Source organism: Arthrobacter sp. 05T47, assembly GCF_056395825.1.
Genome location: NZ_JBFTKG010000035.1, coordinates 42,115 through 62,262 on the forward strand (window position 1 = coordinate 42,115; position 20,148 = coordinate 62,262).

The 20,148-nt window shown below is 67.4% G+C and carries 20 protein-coding genes; 3 read left to right on the forward strand and 17 right to left on the reverse strand.

The features are described from left to right. Positions 1-63: 63 nt before the first annotated feature. The 4 genes from AC1DEY_RS18900 to infC form a co-directional block, all read right to left on the reverse strand. Complete coding sequence (locus tag AC1DEY_RS18900; protein ID WP_476869309.1) at positions 64-960, reverse strand: TrmH family RNA methyltransferase; 897 nt, start codon at positions 958-960, stop codon at positions 64-66. Between the two features lie 65 nt (positions 961-1,025). Beyond that, positions 1,026-1,493, reverse strand: a complete 468-nt coding sequence (rplT, locus tag AC1DEY_RS18905; RefSeq protein WP_476869310.1) for a 50S ribosomal protein L20 — start codon at positions 1,491-1,493, stop codon at positions 1,026-1,028. Positions 1,494-1,614: 121 nt separating this feature from the next. Next, complete coding sequence (rpmI, locus tag AC1DEY_RS18910) at positions 1,615-1,809, reverse strand: 50S ribosomal protein L35 (protein ID WP_009358635.1); 195 nt, start codon at positions 1,807-1,809, stop codon at positions 1,615-1,617. Between the two features lie 115 nt (positions 1,810-1,924). Continuing rightward, a complete protein-coding gene (gene infC, locus AC1DEY_RS18915) occupies positions 1,925-3,040 on the reverse strand; it encodes a translation initiation factor IF-3 (RefSeq protein ID WP_476869311.1) in 1,116 nt (371 codons plus the stop codon). Positions 3,041-3,463: 423 nt separating this feature from the next. Here infC and AC1DEY_RS18920 point away from each other — a divergent pair, with 423 nt between their 5' ends. After that, a complete protein-coding gene (locus tag AC1DEY_RS18920; RefSeq protein ID WP_441409461.1) occupies positions 3,464-3,850 on the forward strand; it encodes a DUF1844 domain-containing protein in 387 nt (128 codons plus the stop codon). A gap of 9 nt (positions 3,851-3,859) precedes the next feature. Here AC1DEY_RS18920 and AC1DEY_RS18925 read toward each other — a convergent pair whose 3' ends face one another. The 8 genes from AC1DEY_RS18925 to AC1DEY_RS18960 all read right to left on the reverse strand — a co-directional run bounded on the left by AC1DEY_RS18925 (position 3,860) and on the right by AC1DEY_RS18960 (position 10,068). Then, entirely contained in the window at positions 3,860-5,089 is a 1,230-nt protein-coding gene (locus AC1DEY_RS18925) for an MFS transporter (protein WP_476869312.1), read from the reverse strand. A gap of 62 nt (positions 5,090-5,151) precedes the next feature. After that, a complete protein-coding gene (locus AC1DEY_RS18930; protein WP_476869313.1) occupies positions 5,152-6,105 on the reverse strand; it encodes an SseB family protein in 954 nt (317 codons plus the stop codon). Between the two features lie 13 nt (positions 6,106-6,118). Continuing rightward, entirely contained in the window at positions 6,119-6,865 is a 747-nt protein-coding gene (gene priA, locus AC1DEY_RS18935; RefSeq protein ID WP_441409458.1) for a bifunctional 1-(5-phosphoribosyl)-5-((5-phosphoribosylamino)methylideneamino)imidazole-4-carboxamide isomerase/phosphoribosylanthranilate isomerase PriA, read from the reverse strand. A 49-nt stretch (positions 6,866-6,914) separates the two neighbouring features. Beyond that, positions 6,915-7,073: a hypothetical protein gene (locus AC1DEY_RS18940; RefSeq protein ID WP_476869314.1), complete on the reverse strand. Its 159-nt coding sequence runs from the start codon at positions 7,071-7,073 to the stop codon at positions 6,915-6,917. Continuing rightward, entirely contained in the window at positions 7,074-7,823 is a 750-nt protein-coding gene (hisH, locus tag AC1DEY_RS18945; RefSeq protein WP_476869315.1) for an imidazole glycerol phosphate synthase subunit HisH, read from the reverse strand. Continuing rightward, entirely contained in the window at positions 7,820-8,446 is a 627-nt protein-coding gene (gene hisB, locus AC1DEY_RS18950; protein ID WP_476869316.1) for an imidazoleglycerol-phosphate dehydratase HisB, read from the reverse strand. The genes hisH and hisB overlap by 4 nt, the downstream gene beginning before the upstream one ends. Before the next feature lie 71 nt (positions 8,447-8,517). Next, positions 8,518-9,636, reverse strand: a complete 1,119-nt coding sequence (locus AC1DEY_RS18955) for a histidinol-phosphate transaminase (protein WP_441409455.1) — start codon at positions 9,634-9,636, stop codon at positions 8,518-8,520. A gap of 78 nt (positions 9,637-9,714) precedes the next feature. Then, entirely contained in the window at positions 9,715-10,068 is a 354-nt protein-coding gene (locus AC1DEY_RS18960; RefSeq protein ID WP_476869331.1) for a LysM peptidoglycan-binding domain-containing protein, read from the reverse strand. A 582-nt stretch (positions 10,069-10,650) separates the two neighbouring features. On the opposite strand from AC1DEY_RS18960, the gene lexA reads away from it, so the two are divergent. Next, positions 10,651-11,400 carry a transcriptional repressor LexA gene (gene lexA, locus AC1DEY_RS18965; RefSeq protein ID WP_441409453.1) on the forward strand — a complete coding sequence of 250 codons (750 nt, stop codon included), beginning with the start codon at positions 10,651-10,653 and terminating at the stop codon, positions 11,398-11,400. Between the two features lie 124 nt (positions 11,401-11,524). Here the strand turns inward: lexA and AC1DEY_RS18970 are convergent, their stop codons facing one another. Together AC1DEY_RS18970 and hflX are read right to left on the reverse strand one after the other, a co-directional pair. Continuing rightward, on the reverse strand, positions 11,525-13,657 hold the full coding sequence (locus AC1DEY_RS18970; protein ID WP_476869317.1) for an ATP-dependent DNA helicase: 2,133 nt from the start codon (positions 13,655-13,657) through the stop codon (positions 11,525-11,527). Beyond that, a complete protein-coding gene (gene hflX, locus AC1DEY_RS18975) occupies positions 13,650-15,257 on the reverse strand; it encodes a GTPase HflX (protein WP_476869318.1) in 1,608 nt (535 codons plus the stop codon). The genes AC1DEY_RS18970 and hflX overlap by 8 nt, the downstream gene beginning before the upstream one ends. A gap of 568 nt (positions 15,258-15,825) precedes the next feature. Between hflX and AC1DEY_RS18980 the strand changes: the two genes are divergently transcribed. Continuing rightward, positions 15,826-16,440, forward strand: a complete 615-nt coding sequence (locus AC1DEY_RS18980; RefSeq protein ID WP_476869319.1) for a class I SAM-dependent methyltransferase — start codon at positions 15,826-15,828, stop codon at positions 16,438-16,440. Here AC1DEY_RS18980 and dapF read toward each other — a convergent pair. The 3 genes from dapF to miaB all read right to left on the reverse strand — a co-directional run bounded on the left by dapF (position 16,421) and on the right by miaB (position 20,113). Then, positions 16,421-17,374: a diaminopimelate epimerase gene (gene dapF / locus AC1DEY_RS18985; protein WP_476869320.1), complete on the reverse strand. Its 954-nt coding sequence runs from the start codon at positions 17,372-17,374 to the stop codon at positions 16,421-16,423. The two genes, AC1DEY_RS18980 and dapF, sit on opposite strands and share 20 nt — an antisense overlap. Positions 17,375-17,556: 182 nt before the next feature. Continuing rightward, positions 17,557-18,435, reverse strand: coding sequence for a tRNA (adenosine(37)-N6)-dimethylallyltransferase MiaA (gene miaA, locus AC1DEY_RS18990; protein ID WP_476869332.1), 879 nt, complete (start codon positions 18,433-18,435; stop codon positions 17,557-17,559). 91 nt (positions 18,436-18,526) lie between these two features. Then, positions 18,527-20,113, reverse strand: coding sequence for a tRNA (N6-isopentenyl adenosine(37)-C2)-methylthiotransferase MiaB (gene miaB / locus AC1DEY_RS18995; RefSeq protein ID WP_476869321.1), 1,587 nt, complete (start codon positions 20,111-20,113; stop codon positions 18,527-18,529). Positions 20,114-20,148 lie beyond the last annotated feature (35 nt).

Sequence of the window (20,148 nt, forward strand, 5' to 3'; positions counted from 1 at the left end):
CCGTCAGGCGATTCGGCAGGAACGCGTTAGCAAGTCCCTGCAACAGGCCCTTKGCAAAGTTCCTTACGTCGCCTGCTGGGAGCGGGCGCTGGCGTAGAGGCAGACGGTGGCTGCGGTGCCKAGATTCAGGCTTTCCGCTTCCCCATAGACCGGAACGGCCACCCGGTGGTCTGCCAGCGCGACCTCGTCCTCGGACAGGCCCTGGGCCTCGTTGCCGAASAGCCAGGCGGTGGGCTTTTCGAGCGCRTAGACCGATTCGGCGTCCGAAGATCCCTGGCGTCGGGCCGCGTTTTCGTCCTGGAGTCGGTCCAGGTTCAGCTGGCCGTATCCGTCGGCGGCGAGCACGCCAATCCCCCGCTCCTTGCAGCGGGCCGCCACCTCCTCCACGTCTGCGCCGAGGACGATCGGCAGGTGGAAGAGGGATCCCGCCGTCGCGCGCACGGCCTTGGGGTTGTAGATGTCAACGCTGGATGCGGTCAGGATGACGGCGTCCGCGCCGGCCGCGTCGGCCGCCCGGAGCACGGTGCCGGCGTTGCCCGGGTCCCGGACCTGGCACAGCACCGCAATCAGCTGCGGGCCGGCGTCGAGGACCTGTTCAAGGCTCACGTCAAGGAAACCGCAGACCGCGAGGATGCCCTGCGGGGTGACCGTGTCTGCCATSGCGGCCAGCACTTCGTCGGTGGCGAGGTACGCCGTGGTGCCCTCGGCGAGTGCCTCCAGGTCCGGGTGCCGGTCCAGGCAGGCCTCGCTCGCGTAGACCTCATAGACGACGCCGGGCTGGCCCGCGGCAATCCTTTTCTGGTGCAGCGCCAAGGCCTCGCGCACGGCCTGCGGCCCCTCCGCCAGGAACTCGCTGCGCTTTAAACGCGCCGGGCGCCCGGCAAGTTGTGCCACCTTCCTCACCCGATCAGCTCGAGGATTGGAAAGTGCAYTATCTTGCGGGCGCCCGGTTTCGTTCATATAAGAACCTTAGTTGCTTTCGCAGCCGGTTCTGGAACGAAGCAGTCTTTCGACTACGGCAGGAACTACTTTGCGGCCTCGGCGTCAGCCTTCTTGGCAGCAGGCTTCTTTGCGGGAGCCTTCTTGGCAGCCTTGGGAGCCGCGGCCTCGGCCTGGACGGCCGGAGCGGASGTGTCGGCGGGSAGCGAGTCCTTGGCGACCTTGACCAGCGCGGCGAAGGCGTTGGCGTCGGARACGGCMAGCTCGGCCAGCATGCGGCGGTCAACCTCAACCTCAGCGGCCTTCAGGCCCTGGATCAGTCGGTTGTAGGTCAGGCCGTTGGCGCGCGATGCAGCGTTGATGCGCTGGATCCAAAGACGGCGGAAGTCGCCCTTCTTCTTCTTGCGGTCGCCGTAGCTGTACACAAACGAGTGCAGCAGCTGCTCTTTTGCCTTGCGGTACAGGCGTGAACGCTGTCCGCGGTAGCCCTTTGCGCGTTCGAGGATAACCCGGCGCTTCTTGTGGGCGTTAACCGCCCTCTTCACACGTGCCACGTGCGTACTCCTTAGAAAATTCTGATCCCAAGCGTCTACTGCCGGAACGGTCCGGCTGGCCTGAGAAGCCTTTTTGGTAGTTGACTGCTGCCAGGTGGCGAACAGTCAGAGAACTTGGAACTTAGATGCCGAGCATCTTCCGGATGACCTTGGCGTCGCCCTTGAAGACGATCTTGTCGCCGGCGAGGCGACGGGTCAGCCGCGAGGACTTGTGCTCGAGGTAGTGGCGGCGGTTGGCCTGCTGGCGGCGCAGCTTGCCGCTGCCGGTCAGCTTGAAGCGCTTCTTAGCACCACTGTGGGTCTTCATCTTCGGCATGGGAACCGATCTCCTTACGTATCCGCAGAAAAGTCTGCAGCTCTTTCGTGCAGCCGCCCCTGCAGGCGGCGTGCTGGTTGCTTGCTGCCGGACATTGCTGTCCGGCAGCCGTGAACTAGTTGGTCTTCTTGCTGCCAGGCTTGGCGGCAGCCCGGGGGGCGGCCGGCCGTGCGGCGGGCTTCGGCGCTGAAGGCCTCGGCACCGGCTTCGGAGCAGCAACCGGCTTCGGTGCCGCTGCCGGAGCCGCCGGAGCGGCTGCCTTTTCCTCGGGAGCCTTGGCTGCTGCCGCCGGGGCCGGAGCGGCCTTGGGAGCCGCAGGAGCCTTGGCTGCTGCCGGCTTCTCGGCCGCCTTYGGAGCCGCAGGAGCCTTAGCTGCCGCCGGCTTCTCGGCCGCCTTKGGAGCAGCTTCCTTCGGTGCTTCCTGGACGGGAGCCTCCTCGGCTTTGGTCTCCTCGACCGGGGCCTGCGGAGCTGCCATCTCTTCAACCTTGGTCTCTTCGACCTTGGCCTCTTCAGCCTTGGCCTCTTCGACCTTGGTCTCTTCGGCCTTGGCCTCTTCGGCCTGGGCTTCTTCGGCTGCGGGGGCTTCCGTTTCGGGAGCCTCCGCCGAAACGACGAAGCCTTCCGGCAGGAGGTCGGACAGCGACTGGGTCAGCGGGGCATTGCCACCGGAGACGTCGACGCGGCCCGAAGCCTTGGCCTCGTTCTCCGCCTTGGCTTCTGCGCGCTGCGTTGCGCGGCGGGCCTCCGCCTTGGCCTCGGCYTTGTTCTTCAGCGGGCCAACCACCATGACCATGTTGCGGCCATCGATCCGCGGGCTGGACTCCACCACACCAACTTCGGCGACGTCGTCGGCGAAGCGCTGGAGCAGKCGGATGCCCATCTCGGGACGCTGCTGCTCACGGCCGCGGAACTGGATCATGGCCTTGACCTTGTCACCGGCGCCGAGGAAGCGGAGCGCGTGGCCGCGCTTCGTCTCGTAGTCGTGGGTGTCAATCTTCAGGCGGAAGCGGATTTCCTTCAGGACCGTGTTGGTCTGGTTCTTCCGGGCCTCGCGTGCYTTGACAGCGGCTTCGTACTTGTACTTGCCGAAGTCCATCAGCTTGCACACCGGAGGCTTCGCCTGCGGYGCAACTTCAACGAGATCAAGATCGGACTCGGCAGCCAAACGCAGGGCATCCTCAATACGGACAATTCCTACTTGTTCGCCTGCAGGGCCGACCAGCCGCACCTCGGGGACGCGGATACGCTCATTGATTCTTGGCTCGCTAATGTTAAAGCTCCTGTGTTCGTGAGGGGTACTCCACCGGCAAAAAGAGAAGGCCCCCAATTGCCGGAGCAATCGAAGGCCTCGAGATCGGAGCTGCCAACCTCAGCGAGGGGCATGCACTTCCTGTGGACCKGAGTCCCAGGTAGCGCCCGACCAGTACCCGGCAACCTTGACTCCCGAAGGGAGGGGCTTCCCGAAGGAAGTTTCGCGGCTGACGCGGGTGGGAGAGATCTCCGCTTGCAAACTAAAGTCAACTCTACAGAAAGATGCCCGCTCAACGCACATGTGCGTCGCCGGGTSTCCCAAAAAAACGTGGATTCCAACTGACTTGGATTCAAACTGCAAAATAGCGACATTTAGTCGGTCTGTGACAAGCTTACCAGCATGAGCACATCAGAGCGTAATTCCCACGTCTTCGAGCCCGCAGCCGCCCCGGCCGACGTCTCGGCGCAGATCCGCGACATCTCGGAAGTCCCCGCGATCGAGGTCATCACCACCGCCGCCGTCCACCTGATGAGCGCCGCCGCGGTAAAACTCGGCCTCGCAGCCGAGGAAAATGCCCAGGAACTCAAGGACCTGGAYGAGGCCCGCAAACTGATCACCGCCCTGGCCGGCCTGGTGACCGCAGCGGCCCCGGAGATCGGCTCGCAGCACGCGGGTCCGTTGCGCGATGGACTGCGTTCGCTCCAGCTCGCTTTCCGCGAGGAATCGATCATTCCGGATGCGCCGGGCAAGGGCCCGGGCGAGAAGTACACCGGCCCGGTCAACTAGGCACAAACGTCAGCACCAAACCGGCGGCGGGCGGACCACAGCGGTCCGCCCGCCGCCGGCCTCGGTCAGGGCCACGCCGCCGGTGAGTGCCGAACCGTACCAGCCCATCGCCTCGCCGCGCCGGCTCTCGTCAACAAGTTCGGCCACCTTTTCCGAGGCTGCGGACAACACCGGTGCGCACAGCAGACCCGGCAGCAACGAGAGCAGGCTSAGSGTCCAGACGTCGGTCGCGAAGGCCATCGGGATGGTCAGCGCGGACATCCCCAGCAACAGGAGGATCGGAGAAACGGGCCGGTGCATGGCGCCGTAGAGGATGCCGCCCACCACCGAGGCCGCGCACCAGAAGAGGAACACCATACCGATTTCGGCCTGGTGGCCGCCGGTCTGGAGAGCCGCAACGATGCCGACGTCGGTGCCGCTGAGGACCATGCCGGCACCGGCCGCTACAGCGAATACGGCTCCCACGGCRGCGGTGAACCAGCTGAAGTTGTGGATGACTCGGTGGCGCAGGCCGGAGCCCCGCTGGCGCCGTTCCTCGGCGGCGGCCGCCAGGGGTGCCAGTTCGGCTGCGGCCTCCTGCAGGTGGGCCGGCGCCGCGGCGACGAYGGCGGCTTCCGCGCATTCCAGCTCCTGCGCCTCGAGTTCAGCGTCGGGGGAAGCGCTCCGGGTGGGCGGGTTGAACCACATGAGGAAGAGTCCSGAGACGGATGTGGCCACGCCCACGATKGTCAGGCCCAGGACGGACTGGCCGCTGGTGGCCACGACGGCACCGACTGCCGGGCCGATCATGAAGACCAGTTCGGTGGCGATGGCGTCCAGGGTGAAGGCCGTGCGGCGCTGTTCCCCGGGGGCCAGCACGCCCAGTGACTGCCGCACCACGCTGAAGATWGGCAATGTCAGCAGGCCCCCGACGAACACCAGGGGCAGCAGGACCTCGTAGGAGACGTGCGGCACGATCGACCAGATCACGGTCTCGGCGACGACGGACGGAATGAGCGCCTTACGCAGCCCCACGGTGTCGACCCGGCGCCCGCGCCAGGGCGCCCCCACGGCGATTCCGATCGTCATCACGGCTGCGGCTGCACCGGCAGCGGCGTAGCCCTGACCGAGGGTCAGGACGATGTGCAGGGTCAGCAGGACGCCCGCCGCCGAGTGCGGTATGCGAGCGATCATCCCGACCAGCAGGAGCCGCCTGATGGGCCGGACGGCCAGCAGCTGACGGTAAAGCGCGAAGTTCACGGACTACATCCTTCTGGTACTGCCCACGGCAGCACCGGGGATGTCCCCCGTTGGGCCGTCAGCTATGGTGCTGCGCGCTGCAGCTTGACCTCGATCGAATCAACCCGCTCGGCAAAGATTTCATTCCGGGCCCAGGCGTTGTTGAGGCCGGCGATGACGGACTGCACGCCGGCGGCGTCGAGCCCGTCTTCAAGGTAGAGGACCACACGGAGTTCCGGGCCGGCTCCCCCACCGGGGAGCCGCCTGCCATCGGCCGTGGCCGAGGCAACTCCACCCCCMGGATGAATTTCAACACGGCGGACCGCCGGAAAGCCAACTGCGCCTTCCCCGAGGGCACCKGCGAGATCCGGATCGGCATAGGACGGCGTCCAGGTCTTCTGCTGGGCGAGGGCCCASACGGCCGGCCGGCGCACCACGAAYGTCGCGTCGGAGCCGGGATCCAGYACCAGGAGCTGGGCGCCTTCCGCRACCGCRGACAGCGCKGCCCGGGCCGCGTACACGGCCACCGGCCTGGCCTCCGGATGCCACGCCTCCAGTGCCGCCGCCGAAGTGAACACCGGCATGGCCGTCCGCCCGTCCGGTGCCTTGAGCGTCACCAGGGCCATATCGGCCTGCTTGTCGCCGTGAAGTTCGTCCCCGTGGGGTCCAACAGCGCCTTCGTCCTCTTCGGCGAGCTGGGCGAGGATCGGCACGAACACCCGGGCGGTGGCAAGCGCGGCCACCACAGCCGCCTCGTCTCCCGTGCCMGCGGCGAGATCCGCCAGGGCCGCCAGGTAGSCGGCGTCGGCGGCGCCGTCGTCGTCCTCGAAGTTGTGGATCTTTGCGTCATCGCCGGACAGGCTGCGGCCTGCCCAGGGCTGGCCGGCGGAGTCCGTGGGCCCGCCGGCGCCGGCGAGGGCGGCCGCGATGTGGCCGGGCAGGTGCCGGACGGGTCCCGCTTCGGTGCCCGCCGGCAGTCCCGGCCCGGTTGGTTCGTGCGGCCCGGATGGTTCTTGCGGCCCGTGGGGGTGCGTCATGAGAGCTGACCGCCTAGCGGCGACCGGCGACGTCGAGGGCCTGGGGCAGCGTGAAGTTGCCGTTGTAGAGGGCCTTGCCGACAATGGCKCCCTCCACGCCKAGCGGCACCAGMGACCGCAGGACTTTCAGGTCCTCAAGGCTGGAAATGCCGCCGGAGGCTACCACCGGCTTCCCCGTCTTTTCGACCATCTGGCGCAGGAGTTCGACGTTGGGGCCCTGGAGCGTGCCGTCTTTGGTCACATCGGTGACGACGTACCGGGCGCAGCCGGCTTCCTCGAGGCGRCCGAGCACCTCCCAGAGGTCCCCGCCTTCCTTGGTCCAGCCGCGGCCGGCAAGTGTGGTGCCGCGGACGTCSAGGCCGACGGCGATCTTGTCGCCGAAGCGTTCGATCACCCGGGCCGTCCACTCCGGGTTCTCCAAAGCCGCCGTGCCCAGGTTCACCCGGGCGACGCCGAGGTCGAGGGCTTTTTCGAGGGATTCGTCGTCGCGCAGGCCGCCGGAGAGYTCGACTTTGATATCGAGCCGCCCCACGACCTCCCGCAGSAGTTCGGCGTTGGAGCCGCGGCCGAACGCGGCGTCCAGGTCGACCAGATGCACCCATTCRGCCCCCTGCTGCTGCCAGTTGAGCGCGGCCTCCAGCGGGGTGCCGTAGCTCGTCTCGCTGCCGGCTTCGCCCTGGACGAGCCGGACGGCCTGGCCGTTGACGACGTCGACGGCGGGCAGGAGCTCAAGTACGGGCAGCGGGGTTTCGGTGGTCATCGTGGGGTCCTCAGCTTGGGGATGGATACGTGGGAGCGCGGCGGGGTYGTCAGGACGCCGGCAGGGTCAGGAGGTAGGCGGCCAGGAGCGACATGCCRGCGAGGATGTAGAAGACGATCTGCACCCAGAGCGGACTTTTCTGCTGCCGGAAGGAGATCGCTCCGCCAACCAGGAGGCCGGCGAGGCCCATCAGCACCAGGGACCACATCTAGGCGGTCCGTTCCGGGGCGGCCGAYTGTGCCGGGGCTGCGGGGCSCAGGCCCTGGACCCAGTTGCGMAGCAGCCGGGCGCCGGCGTCGCCGGACTTCTCCGGGTGGAACTGGGTGGCGCACAGCGGGCCGTTTTCCACGGCCGCGATGAACGGGGCYCCGTGGTCGGACCAGGTCACCAGCGGCGCCGCCATCCGGGGCTGGATGACGTCGAAGTCCCAGTGCTGGACACCGTAGGAGTGCACAAAGTAGAAGCGCTCGCCCTCTACGCCGGCGAACAGCTTGGACCCTTCGGGGGCAGAGACGGTGTTCCAGCCCATGTGGGGCACGACGTCGGCGGGCAGCAGTTCCACCTTGCCYGGCCACTCCCCCATGCCTTCGGCTTCCGTGCCGTGCTCGACGCCGGCCTCGAAGAGCACCTGGAGTCCGACGCAGATGGCCAGCACCGGCCGGCCTCCGGCGACGCGGCGGCCRATCATSCGGATGGCGTCAACGGCCTTGAGTTCGCGCATGACGGTTTCGAAGGCGCCGACGCCGGGCACAACCAGGCCGTCGGCRTTGAGGACATCTTCGGGCTTGGAGCTGAGGACGACGTCGGCGCCGGCCCGTTCCAGCGCACGGACGGCGGACCGGACATTCCCGGAGCCGTAGTCCAGCACGGTAACGGTGGGCTTGCCTTCCGGGGACACCAGTTTGGTCCCGGCGGCGGGGTCGATGATGGCCCCGTCGCGCAGTACCGGGCCGGTCACAAGGCGCCCTTGGTGGACGGGATGCCCTCGACGCGGGGATCCGGTTCCACGGCCGCGCGCAGGGCCCGGGCAAAGGCCTTGAACTGGGCCTCAACGATGTGGTGGGGGTCGCGCCCGGCAGTGACGTTCATGTGCAGGCAGATCCCGGCGTGCAGCGTGATTGCTTCAAAGACGTGCCGGGTCAGGGAACCCGTRAAGTGGCCGCCGATCAGGTGGTATTCCTGGCCTGCCGGCTCCCCGGCGTGGACCAGGTAGGGACGGCCGGAGACGTCGACGACGGCCTGYGCSAGGGCCTCGTCCAGCGGAACGGTCGCCTCGCCAAACCGGCGGATCCCGGCCTTGTTGCCCAGGGCGGTCTTCAGCACCTCGCCGAAGGTGATSGCCACGTCCTCGACGGTGTGGTGGACATCGATGTGGGTGTCACCGGTGGCCTTGACGGTCATGTCAATCAACGAGTGCTTRCTGAGTGCCGTCAGCATGTGGTCGTAAAACGGAACCGTCGTGCTGATGTCCGAGACGCCGGTGCCGTCCAGGTTGATCTCGACCAGGACCGAGGACTCACTGGTGGTCCGTTCCATGCGTGCGGTCCGGCCCTCGGCGGCGGTGGATCCTGGGTTGCTCATGTAAATGTGTCCTTTGGAAGAAGGCAGGTGTGTTGGGCGGTCTGGCGGGACGCTCGGGCTCCCCACCAAGTCTAGGCCTGCGGCTTTGCGGAGCCTGTCAGGATGCGTTCAAGGGCCTCGAGGAAGGCTGTGGTTTCCGTCTCAGTGCCGGCGGTCACSCGAAGGTGCCCYGGAATGCCGACGTCGCGGATGAGGACACCGGCCTCGAGCAGGCCTTTCCAGACCTCGTGCGGGTTCTCCAGCCCGCCGAAGAACACGTAGTTCGAATCCGAGGCGGCCGGCCGAAGGCCCAGCCGGATCAGCTCCGACACGATCCGGTCGCGYTGGCGCTTGATGTCCTCGACGTCCGCCATGAGTACCACCCGGTGGCGCAGGGCGGCCAGGGCGGTGGCCTGGGTGATGGCGGAGAGGTGGTACGGCAGGCGGACCAGGCGCAGCGCGTCCGCGACCTCCGGGGCCGCGGCCATGTAGCCAAGGCGTGCGCCGGCGAGGGCGAAGGCCTTGCTCATGGTGCGCGAGACGATGAGCCGTTCCCGGCCTGGCAGCAGCGTGAGGGCACTGGGCGTGCCGTCGTGGGCGAACTCGTGGTAGGCCTCGTCGACGATCACAATGGTCTGGCTGGCCTCACCGGCGTCGTAGACGGCCTCGACGACGTCAAGCCCAAGACCGGTACCGGTGGGGTTGTTCGGGGAGCACAGGAAAACGATGTTGGGCTGGAGCTCGCGGACCTGCCGGGCYGCCGACTCCGCGCTGAGCCCATAGTCTGCCGCGCGGGCGCCGACGATGTACTCCGTGTCCGTGCCCGATGCCAGCAGCGGGTACATCGAATATGTGGGAGGGAACCCGAGGGCCGTCCGGCCGGGGCCACCGAACGCCTGGAGGATCTGCTGAAGGACCTCGTTGGAGCCGTTCGCGGCCCAGATGTTCTCCGCGTCCAGGCCGTGGCCAAGATATTCGGCGAGGGCAACACGCAGTTCGGTGAACTCGCGGTCCGGATAGCGGTTCAGCCCGGCGGCGGCGGCGCTTACGGCCTCGGTAATGGCCTCGCGGACATCGGCGGGGACACCATGGGTGTTCTCGTTGACATTGAGCAGGATGGGGACGTCCAGCTGGGGCGCGCCATAGGGACGCAGGCCGCGCAGATTGTTTCGGAGGGGCAGTCGGTTGAGGCGCTCAAGCTGGTCAGTCACGTGACCAGTTTAAGTGGTAGCGGGACGGGCCCTGAAACTGTGACGCCCGCGACGGCACATGGGGCCAGGTGGATGGAGCTACTTTGACGGCACGAACAGCTGCTGGCCCGGCATCACACGCGCGGCGTCCAGGTTATTCAGCTGCACGATATCGGCAACGACATCGCGGGGGTCRCGCTCCGGGGCGACGGAGCCCGCAATGGCCCAGAGGGACTCCCCSGGCTGCACWGTCACCGAAACGGTGGGCGTCAGCGAGAGCTGGTCCGCGGAATCMGCCGCTTTCGCGGGGGCGTTGAGGAATCCGCTGAACGAGAGGATGAGCGCCGCCAGCAGGATCAGCGGGACGCCAAAGAAGACGAAACGTCCGCGACGKGTGAGCCGCAGCGGCGGCTGCTTCCGGCTGACCGAAGCAACGGCACTCARACCCTGCACCGSGGCCGGYGCCGCGGAAGGCCGCCGGCCGGCGCCRATCGGGTACACGTTGCCGTGGCTGCCCTGGCCGATGTTGCCGTGGYCGATGCTGCCGTGACCAGTGACGTTGTGACYCGCACGGCGCTGCTGATTCGTGACGCCATGAACAAAAGTGCCGTGAAACGCGCTTGAAGCTGACATGAACTGAGCCCTCCTGGACCATACGGTGCCGCCCGGCGTACTCCGCGTACTCGCCGCCAACCGACCGAACCTTCGAACATAGAACCGAACATTGCCTCCGGAGTCTGACCTCCGAAMTCGAACACATATTCGAACCTTGCTTGTTCTGTTTTAGCACTTACTAACGAACGATGTCGAGACTCGCTAGAACAAATGTTTGAAAAAGCCTTGCAGCTGGCCTATTTTTGAGGGACAGGACAACCACTTGTGACTCGAACAYTTGCGACTCGAACTTTTTACGACTCGAACATCGCCGGTTGATTCGAACATTGGTAGTTGATCAGCAGGGTCTGACATTTTCAGGCCGGAAGTTCCCGGTGACCAGASATGGCGGCCGGGCGGAACGGAAAGGCATTGGCGAACATGGCAGCACAAGCCACCGGCGGCAGGGCCTCCTCGCGGAGCCCACAACCCGCACGGGCCCCCAAAAGCCTCACCGTCCGGCAGAAGAAAATTCTGGAAACCATTCAGCGCTCCGTCACGGACAACGGCTACCCGCCCTCCATGCGCGAGATCGGTGACACCGTCGGCCTGGCCAGCCTGTCCAGCGTGACCCACCAGCTCTCCCAGCTCGAGAAGCTTGGCTACYTGCGGCGGGACCCCAAGCGTCCGCGGGCCATGGAAGTACTCATGCCGCTGACCTTGGATGAGGGGACCACTGCGATTTCGGGGGTCGAGAAGTCCAGCGGCCTGCGGGCCGTCGGCGGCCTCTCGGTCACCGAACTCGCCAGCGCCACAGACACGGCAATGGTGCCGTTCGTCGGACGCATCGCCGCCGGCGGGCCGATCCTCGCGGACCAGGTGGTGGAAGACGTCATGCCACTGCCACGGCAGCTCGTGGGCCACGGCGAACTCTTCATGCTCAAGGTCGCCGGCGACTCGATGATCGATGCCGCCATCTGCGACGGCGACTGGGTGGTYGTCCGGCGCCAGGGCGAYGCCGTGAATGGCGACATCGTGGCCGCGCTGCTGGACGACGAAGCCACGGTCAAGACCTTCCGCCAGCGGGACGGCCACACCTGGCTGCTGCCGCAGAACACCCAGTACGAACCCATCCTGGGCGACCACGCCGTCATCATGGGCAAAGTCGTCTCGGTTCTCCGCTCCCTCTGACGGCTGCGGCCGGGGTCMTCCCGGACCACGTACATCCAAAGAACACCTGCACCCAGMRAAAGGTCCCCGCCGGTAATCCGGACGGGGACCTTTGCGTTTTCYGGTCCGCTGGCTGCGCGGCCGCCTACTTGGCGGCCTGTSCCGACTCTTTGGCGAGCCGCTCSAGGGCMGCCATGGCAATSGMGGAATCGGTGGTCGGCCAGAACGGGGGCAGCGCGGCACGCAGGAATCCGCCGTAGCGCTCSGTGGACAGCCGCGAATCCAGTACGGCCACCACGCCYTTGTCCGACGTCGAGCGGATCAGCCGGCCTGCGCCCTGSGCGAGGCGGATCGCGGCRTGTGTGGCGGAGACGGACATGAARCCGTTGCCGCCGGCCTGGGCGACGGCCCGGGAGCGCGCCGTCATCAGCGGATCGTCCGGCCKCGGGAAGGGAATCCGGTCAATGACCACCAGCCGGCAGGACACGCCAGGGACGTCGACGCCCTGCCAGAGGGACATGGTTCCGAACAGGCACGTGTCCGGTTCGTCGGCGAACTGGCGCACGAGTGCGGTCATGGTCGACTCCCCYTGGCACAGGATGCTSATGCCCAGCCGGGGCCGCATGGCCTCGGCTGCGTCCTCGGCCGCGCGCCGTGAGGAAAACAGGCACAGGGCACCGCCGCCGGACGCGCGGATCAGCTTCTCGAGTTCGTCCAGCGCTTCAGGGGATGTCCCGCGCCCGGGTTTGGGCAGGTGCCGGGCGACATAGAGGATGCCCTGCTTCGGGTAGTCGAAGGGCGATCCGACGTCGACGCCGGTCCAGCTGGGGGCGCCGTTGCCGACCAGGCCYAGGCCGCCGGCGGCAGGCTCGAAGGCWGCGCCGATGGCCAGGGTGGCCGAGGTCAGGATGACGGTGTGCTCGGCGAACAGGCCCTCACGCAAACGCCCCGCGACGCTCAACGGGGCAACATTGATCAACGCCGGCGCGCTCTCGTCGGGCTGYGAGAAGCCCTGTGCCGGGTCGAAGSTGCTGTTGCGGGAGAACCACACGACCTCGCGGTTTTCGCGCGCGGCCAGGAGGCGTTCGCAGAGTTCCAGGATCACCATCAGGCGCGAGCGGGCGAGCTGGCGCCCGCCGTCGGCCGTCGTGGAACTGTCCCCCTTCGAGTCGGACAGTGCGGCGCGGCAGGCGTCGCGCAGCTGGTCGATGCAGTCCAGCTGTTCGGAGTTCAGGCCGTTGGGCATCAAGCCGCTGGGGACGCCGTCKATGGCCAGTTCCAGGTGGGCGGCGGCATTGTTCAGCGCGTCCACGGTGATGCCCGTGTGCTTTCGGGCCCCGGATGCTGCGGCGTGCACCATCGCCACGGAGAGTTGGCCGGAGACCGCGCCCGTGACCCGGTCCTGAAGTTCGTGSGCCTCGTCCACCACCACCACGTCGTACTCGGGCAGCACCGCCAGGCCTTCGAAGGCGCTCACGGCGAGCATGGCGTGGTTGGTGACCACGACGTCGGCGTCGGCAGCGTTCTGCCGTGCCAGTTCGCTAAAGCATTCGGCCGCGAGCGGGCATTTCTGCGCGCCCAGGCACTCCATGGAGGTGACCGAGACCTGWCGCCAGGCYCGGTCCGTGACGCCGGGCATGAGCTCGTCGCGGTCCCCCGTGGCCGTYTCCTCGGCCCACTCACGCAGGCGGACGACTTCTTTGCCCAGCTGGGAGGACGGCCCGCCAAGTGCCGCCGCGAAGTGCGGAACGCTGGTGTCCTCGCCGAGGGAAAACAGCTGACCCTCGGACGGCTCTTCGGACGGGAAGCCGCCCTCGAGCTTGTGCCGGCACACATAGTTGGACCGGCCCTTCACCAGGGCGACCTTCACGGGCCGCTCCAGGGCGGGCGTAATGTTCTTGAGCAGCCTGGGCAGGTCCCGCCCGACAATCTGGGTCTGCAGCGCCAGGGTCGCGGTGGAAACCAGGGTGGGCTTGTTGCTGGTCAGCGAATGGGCGATCAGCGGAATCAGGTACGCCAGCGACTTTCCGGTGCCGGTTCCGGCYTGGACCAGCAGGTGGTCGCCGCTGTCAATTGCGCGCACCACCTGCCGGGCCATTTCGTGCTGSCCGTCGCGGCTCTGGCCACCCATGCCGGACACGGCACGGTCGAGCAGTTTGATGACAAACTCCTCGCCGGCCGCGCCCTCGGTCGCATCCGCGTCGGCGTCCTCCGCGCCATCGGTTGCGTCRGCGTCCGCAGCTTCAGCGTCAGCCCTGGTCACCGCAGCCTCAGTCATTGCTGATGAAGGGATCCAGTTCAGCGGCGAGTCCTTCGCGCACCATCACCACGGCCCGCGTACCCGTTTCCTCGTGGTCGAGGCTGAGGATCTCGGCGTCGGTCTCGTGGAGCTTGCTGAGCAGGTCCCCGCGGTTGTACGGGATCAGCAGTTCAAGCTTCACGCTGGGCCGCGGAATGCCGTCGCTGATGGCCTTGAGCAGCTCCGGAATACCTTCACCGGTGCGGGCCGAGACCACCACGTGGCGCGGCTCGCGCTGCTTGAGCCGCTCGACCACGAACGGGTCTGCGGCGTCGGCCTTGTTCAGCACGATGATTTCCGGAACCTTGCGCGCATCGACCTCGCTGAAGACGCTCCGGACGGCCGCGATCTGGCCCTCCGGATCCGGGTGCGACACGTCCACGACGTGCAGGATCAGGTCCGAGTCGGCCACCTCTTCCAGCGTGGAACGGAACGCCTCCACGAGCTGGGTGGGCARGGACCGGACAAATCCCACGGTGTCCGCCAGGGTGTASCCCAGCCCGTCGGCCGTTTCGGCCTTGCGGACGGTGGGGTCCAGGGTGGCGAACAGGGCGTTYTCCACCAGCACYCCGGCGTCGGTCAGCCGGTTCAGCAGCGAGGACTTCCCGGCGTTCGTGTACCCGGCGATSGCTACSGASGGSACGGCATTACGACGGCGGTTGGCCCGCTTCGTTTCCCGCGCCGGCTTCATGGCGGCGATTTCGCGGCGCAGCTTGGCCATCCGGGTGCGGATCCKGCGGCGGTCCAGTTCGATCTTGGTTTCACCGGGACCACGCGAGCCCATGCCGGCGCCGGCGCCGCCCACCTGGCCACCGGCCTGGCGGGACATCGACTCGCCCCAGCCACGCAGGCGCGGSAGCAGATATTCGAGCTGGGCCAGCTCCACCTGCGCCTTGCCTTCACGGCTCTTGGCATGCTGCGCGAAGATGTCCAGGATCAGTGCCGTGCGGTCGATGACCTTGACCTTGACGATGTCTTCCAGGCCGCGCCGCTGGGACGGGGCCAATTCGGCGTCGACCACGACGGTGTCGGCGCCGGTAGACATCACGATRGCTTTCAGTTCCTGCGCCTTGCCGGAGCCGAGGAAGGTTCCGGGATCGGGCTTGGCCCGCCGCTGGACGAGCCCGTCGAGGACCTCCGAKCCSGCKGTCTCRGCGAGGGCAGCAAGTTCGCGCAGGGARTTCTCGGCATCCGCGAGGGTGCCTTCGGTCCAGAGGCCGGCCAGGACGACGCGCTCAAGGCGCAACTGCCGGTATTCGACCTCGGTGACGTCTTCGAGTTCGGTGGACAGACCCGCCTTGCGSCGCAGCGCATGGCGTTCCTCGAGATCCTGCTGGTCGCCGTCGAAGTTCGTGTACACCTCGTCCAGGCGGGAGATGGCCTGCGCCTTGCCGAGTACCGACTTGAGGCCACTGACACCCGGACCGCCCGCTTCGCCGGCGGCTCCGGAGCCGGCGCCACGGCCTGCACCAGGGGCGGGGGTGTCCTTGGAAAGGATCCGGTCGATAACAGCCTGGATCTCCTCAGGACTCATGTCCTGGGCTGCTGAATCGGGTCCGGTGTTGGGGTGGCTGGTCATGGTCTCCTTTAAGGGTTCGGCACTTTCAGAATAGTGCCGATTGTTKCTCTGTGGGGCGGTATTCGCGCTGGGCTGACGGCGAGGGGTCATTCGGGCCTCCTGGAATGCCCGCGGCAACGGTRCCGGAGGGCAGGGCTGGCTCCGTGCGGAGCGGTGGCTGGATGGGGAATGGGGCGTCTATGCGCCYGGCTGTGGGTAGGCACCCGGGAACGGCCGTGGGGAACACCGTCTCGTGAATACACCGTCTCGTGAGCACACCGGGGTAGYCACCATCCGCRGAGCGGCCCCGGAACGGGCCAAGGAGGTCAGCGGGCCAACGGCGCACAGTGTCAGCGAAACAYGGTGGCTGGGAAGGCGGCTGGATTCCAAGTGGTTCGGGCACCCGCGGTGAGAAAGCTCACTCTTGCGTTGGCGCACTCAGCGGAAGGCATKTACCTGCGTCGCTCCGGAGACGGGCTARGACCCGTGCCGGCTACTTGGAGATCAAGATCATGTTTTCAGCCTAGCAGACGCCCTCGCGCACCTTCGGTTTCCCATTCRGGCGSGSCGCCAACTAATCTGGCCCATTATGGAGTCTGCACACTATTTCAGCGCCCAGCCGGCCGGGCCTTTYACCCGCAAGCCGCTCACCGTGGAGCTTGCCGGYGAAACGCGCCGGYTGCAGACCTCCTCAGGGATCTTCAGCCCGGACGGRATCGACAAGGGGACGGCMGTGCTGCTCGCCGACGTCCCTGCGCCGGCGCCGCAGGGAAACCTGCTGGATATCGGTTGTGGCTGGGGACCGATCGCSCTCACCATGGCCMTGCGTGCACCGCATGCSCAYGTCTACGCGGTGGACGTGAACGAACGCTGYGTGACCCTGACCAACGARAACGCCGGGCTGYTKGGGTTGGGCAACGTCAGCGCCAGCACGCCGGACGCCGTCGATCCTGAGCTGCGCTTCGCCACCATCTGGTCCAACCCGCCTATCCGGATCGGCAAGGATGAGCTTCATGCCCTCCTGCGCCTGTGGATYCCCARGCTGGCGCCGGGYGGRTCGGCCTGGCTGGTGGTCCAGAAGAACCTCGGCTCSGACTCGCTGCAGCGCTGGCTGGCGGCCGAGCTGGACTCCAGCTTCAGCGTGACACGGGAGAGCACGTCGAAGTCGTTCCGGATCCTGCGGGTCAGGAAAGCGTCCCACTAGCCACGATCACGGCCGGGCCGCTGAGTTCGACGTGTTCGTGCCCTTCCGGACCCACGAAGAATTTCACCCCGACGACGCCGCCGGGAACGTGGACGTTCCACACGTCCGGTGCGCCCTGGCCGGCCCAGTGCCGGATAGCGACGGCGGCGGCGCAGGCGCCGGTGCCGCAGGACTGGGTCTCCCCCACKCCGCGCTCGTGGACCCGCATGGTGATGGTGCCGGTGCCCTCATGGACCAGTGGTTCGGACGGCACGACGAATTCGACGTTGGTGCCGTGCGSCGGCGTTGGATCCACTCGGGGGGCGGTGAACAGCTGGGTGGCCTCGAGTTCGGCGGTTTCGGCCAGGGCCACCACGGTGTGCGGGTTGCCCATGCTGACCGAAAGGGCKGGSCGTGCGACTTCGAGCCCGTCGGCGCTGACCAGCGAGTCCATGGCCCGTGCGGTCGCCTCGCCGGGGAAAATAAACTCCCAGGGGCCCATGTCCACGGCGTAGCCCGCGGCTGTGCGGACGATCGTCTTGGCACCGCCCCGGGTTCCAATGACGAGGGACTCGCCGGCGGGAAGGTCCACSAGGCCCTCGGCGATGAGGAAATGCACGAAGACGCGGACGCCGTTGCCGCACATCTCAGASAGMGAGCCGTCGCCGTTGCGGTAGTCCATGAACCACTCGGCGTCCGGGTGSGCGGTCAGCAATTCCTGTCCCTCAGCCAGGAACCGGGAAGGGACGGCACGGATSAGGCCRTCGCCGCCGATGCCGCGGTGCCTGTCGCAGAGCGCCGCGACGTGCTCGGGGCCAAGCGACAGTGCGCCGTTGGGGTCAGCGATCAGGACAAAATCGTTGCCCGTTCCGTGGCCTTTGGAAAACTTCAGACCGCTCAGGGCTGAGGTGTCACCGGCAGTACGGTCAGCGGCTACGGCTTGGGATGCGTCCATGCTCCAAGGTTACCGTTCCGCCCTCCCAGCTCCGGTACCGTGACCGGGACGCTACGCCGGAGGCGAAACAGGTGGCACCTGCCCGCTGAGTCCACCACAGCGTCGTTCAAACGCCGGCGGCAGAACCAGCGCCCTTCAACACAGCACCATTCAACACAGCGCCGGTCACAACACAGCACCTGTCAACACAGGGCAGCGGCCCGTGCCACCAGGTCGGCATCCTGCCAGCCCAGCCAGGCCACCCGGGGATCGGCGCGGAACCAGGTCAACTGGCGGCGCGCGAACTGCCGGGTGGCGACGATGGTTTCGTCCGCGGCCTGCTCCACGGTGGAGGCACCGTCGAGCACCCGGAGGAACTGGGCATAGCCGAGGGCCCGGGGCGCGGTCCTGCCGTTGCGGAGACCCGCGGCGTCCAGGCGGCGCACTTCTTCCAGCAGCCCCCGGTCCACCATGGCGTGGACGCGGTGCGCGAGCCGTTCCCGGAGCAGTTCCCGGTCCACGTCAAGTCCGATCTGGACGGCGGGCTGGAGATACTCCCGGGCGGGCATGAAGGAGCTGAACGGGCGCCCGGTGAGCTCGAAGACCTCCAGGGCACGGATGACCCGCCTCGCGTCACCGAGCCGGCCCGCCGACACGGGATCCACCGCTTGCAGCCGCTCCCGCAGYGGYRCGGGTCCCGCSGTCGCCAGCTCCGTCTCGAGCCGGTGGCGGATGTCCGGATCCGTGCCGGGGAATTCCAGGACATCGAGGGCGGCCCGGACGTAGAGCCCCGATCCGCCGGCCAGGATGGCCCGTTTCCCGCGGYCGTGGATGTCCGCGATCAGGSMACGCGCCTGCTGCTGGAAGTCCGAGACGCTCGCTTCYTCAGTKACGTCCAGAATGTCCAGGAGGTGATGCGGCACGCCCCGGCGTTCGGCGTCGGTGATCTTGGCGGTACCGATGTCCATGCCGCGGTAGAACTGCATGGAATCGGCGTTGATGACTTCCCCGTCGAGCTCGAGTGCGAGCGAGACGGCCAGGTCTGACTTGCCGGACCCCGTAGGCCCGACGACGGCGATCACCGGCGGCGCGGCYKGRGCGGCGGCTGGGGCGGCGGYTKGGGCGGCGGCTTGGGCGGCAGTTTCGGCGGCGGTCTGCGGGCCCGGCACGGCGCTAACGGCCGCGGACCGGGAGGCTGGGCATGCCCAGCGATACGCCGGACCTGCCCGCGGCGCTGGCCGGGGCCGGGGCGCCGCAGGAATCGGCCTGGGAACGGTCCCAGGCATCACCGGCACGGGACCGGCGGAGGCTGTAGTCCTCTGCCGAGGCGGGGTCGGAAATGAGGTGGAACGCCGCCGCTTCAGTGATGGTGACGGTCACCAGGTCGCCGGGCCGGGGTGCTTCGGCGCCGGCGGGTACGGAGAAGTGCACCAGCCGCTGGTCCTGGGAACGGCCGGAGAGGCGGTGGGTTTCCTCGGCTTTGCGGCCAGACTGTGCTGTCACCATGACCTCCACCCGGCGGCCGAGCTGGCGGGCGTTTTCCTCTGCCGCAATCCGGTCCTGCAGSGCCGTGAGGCGCTCAAAGCGTTCCTGGACCACGGCCTTGGGCAGCTGGTCAGGCAGGTCCGCGGCAGGGGTTCCGGGTCGCTTGGAGTACTGGAAGGTGAAGGCGGTGSCGAACCGGGACTTCTCCACGACATCGAGCGTGGCCTGGAAGTCCTCTTCGGTCTCGCCGGGGAACCCGACGATGATGTCCGTGGAGATCGCGGCGTGCGGGATCTTCTCGCGCACCTTGTCCAGGATGCCGAGGAACTTGGTGGAGCGGTAGGACCGCTTCATGTCCTTGAGGACCTTGTCCGAGCCGGACTGCAGGGGCATGTGCAGCTGCGGCATGACGTTGTGGGTCTCGGCCATGGCGTCGATGACGTCATCGGTGAAGGCTGCGGGATGCGGGCTGGTGAAGCGGACGCGCTCCAGGCCTTGGATTTCCCCGCACGCGCGCAGGAGCTTGGAGAACGCCTGGCGGTCACCGAACTCGACGCCATAGGAATTAACGTTCTGGCCCAGCAGGGTCACCTCGATGGCGCCGTCATCCACGAGTGCCTGGATTTCGGCCAGGATCTCCCCCGGGCGGCGGTCCTTTTCCTTGCCCCGCAGGGCCGGGACGATGCAGAACGTGCAGGTGTTGTTGCAGCCTACGGAGATGGATACCCAGCCCGAATAGACGGAGTCCCGCTTGGTGGGGAGGGTCGACGGAAAGACATCCAGCGACTCGAGGATCTCCAGCTGGGCMTCGTGGTTGTGGCGGGCCCGGTCCAGCAGCGCCGGCAACGCACCGACGTTGTGGGTGCCGAACACGGCGTCCACCCATGGSGCCTTCTTGAGGATGGTCTCCCGGTCCTTCTGCGCGAGGCATCCGCCGACGGCGATCTGCATCCCGGGGTTGGCTGCCTTGACCGGGGCGAGGATGCCGAGGTTGCCGTACAGCTTGTTGTCTGCGTTCTCCCGGACGGCGCAGGTGTTGAAGACCACGACGTCGGCCAGCTCACCGGCGGACGGAACGTAGCCTGCGGCCTCCAGCATGCCGGCCATCCGCTCGGAATCGTGCACGTTCATTTGGCAGCCGAAGGTACGCACCTGGTAGGTGCGGGGCTGGGCGGGCCCGGRATGGTCCTCGGTGGCAGCTGTGTCGGCGCTGGATGTTGCAAGCGCTGCTGGAGAGGGCGTGCCGGCTGCTGGGGAGGGAATGGTAAAACTCACCTGTTAAGGGTAACGGGTCGGCGCGGGCCTGCGCT